Source organism: Streptomyces brasiliensis, from assembly GCF_014647875.1.
GTDB lineage: Bacteria > Actinomycetota > Actinomycetes > Streptomycetales > Streptomycetaceae > Streptomyces > Streptomyces brasiliensis.
Map to the genome: position 1 here is coordinate 1 of NZ_BMQA01000247.1, position 908 is coordinate 908.

The 908-nt window shown below is 66.6% G+C and carries 1 protein-coding gene; it reads right to left on the reverse strand.

Going from position 1 to position 908, the window contains the following annotated elements; all coding sequences use genetic code 11:
- A partial coding sequence (locus IEZ19_RS50010) for an amino acid adenylation domain-containing protein (RefSeq protein WP_189317986.1) occupies nt 1–908 on the reverse strand: 908 nt, incomplete at both ends.

Consider the following 908-nt stretch of genomic DNA (forward strand, 5'->3'; position numbering starts at 1 on the left):
CCCGCCTCCTGACCGGCGGGGACCACATAGGCGACCAGCCGCAGATCCCCCGGAGTGTCCTCACGCGCCAGGACCGCGACCTGGGCCACCTCCGGATGCGTCAGCATGACTGCTTCGATCTCGCCGGGCTCGATGCGGAAACCGCGGACCTTCACCTGCTCGTCGGCCCGGCCGAGGAACACCAACTGCCCATCCGGGGACCACTTGACCACGTCCCCGGTGCGATACATGCGCTCACCGGCAGATCCGAACGGGCAGGCCACGAACCGCTCACCGGTCAGCGACGGACGACCCACATACCCCTGCGCCAGCTGCACACCCGCCAGATACAACTCGCCAGCCACGCCCGGTGCCACCGGCACCAAGAACTCATCCAGAACGAACACCCGGGTATTGGCCACCGGCGACCCGATCGGCACCGGACCCTCCACCTGACCCGGATCACACGCCCACGCGGTGACATCCACCGCCGCCTCCGTCGGCCCGTACAAGTTGTGCAACTCCGCACCGGCGAACGCCTCGAAGAACCGCACCTGCGTCTGCAACGGCAACGCCTCACCACTGCACACCACCAGCCGCACACCCGGCAGCCCACCCGAATCCGACACCAAGAACGCGTCCAGCATCGACGGCACGAAATGCAGCACACTCACGTTCTCTTCGCGCACCAACTCCGCCACATACCCCGGATCCCGATGCCCCCCGGGACGCGCCACCACCAGCGTCGCACCCCACACCAACGTGCCAAGCAACTCCCACACCGACACATCAAACACAACCGGCGTCTTCTGCAAGACACGGTCACCCGCGCCAAGCCCAAAGTGATCACGCATCCACACCAGCCGGTTCACAATGCTCCGATGCGAGACCGCCACGCCCTTCGGACGCCCCGTCGACCCCGACGTATA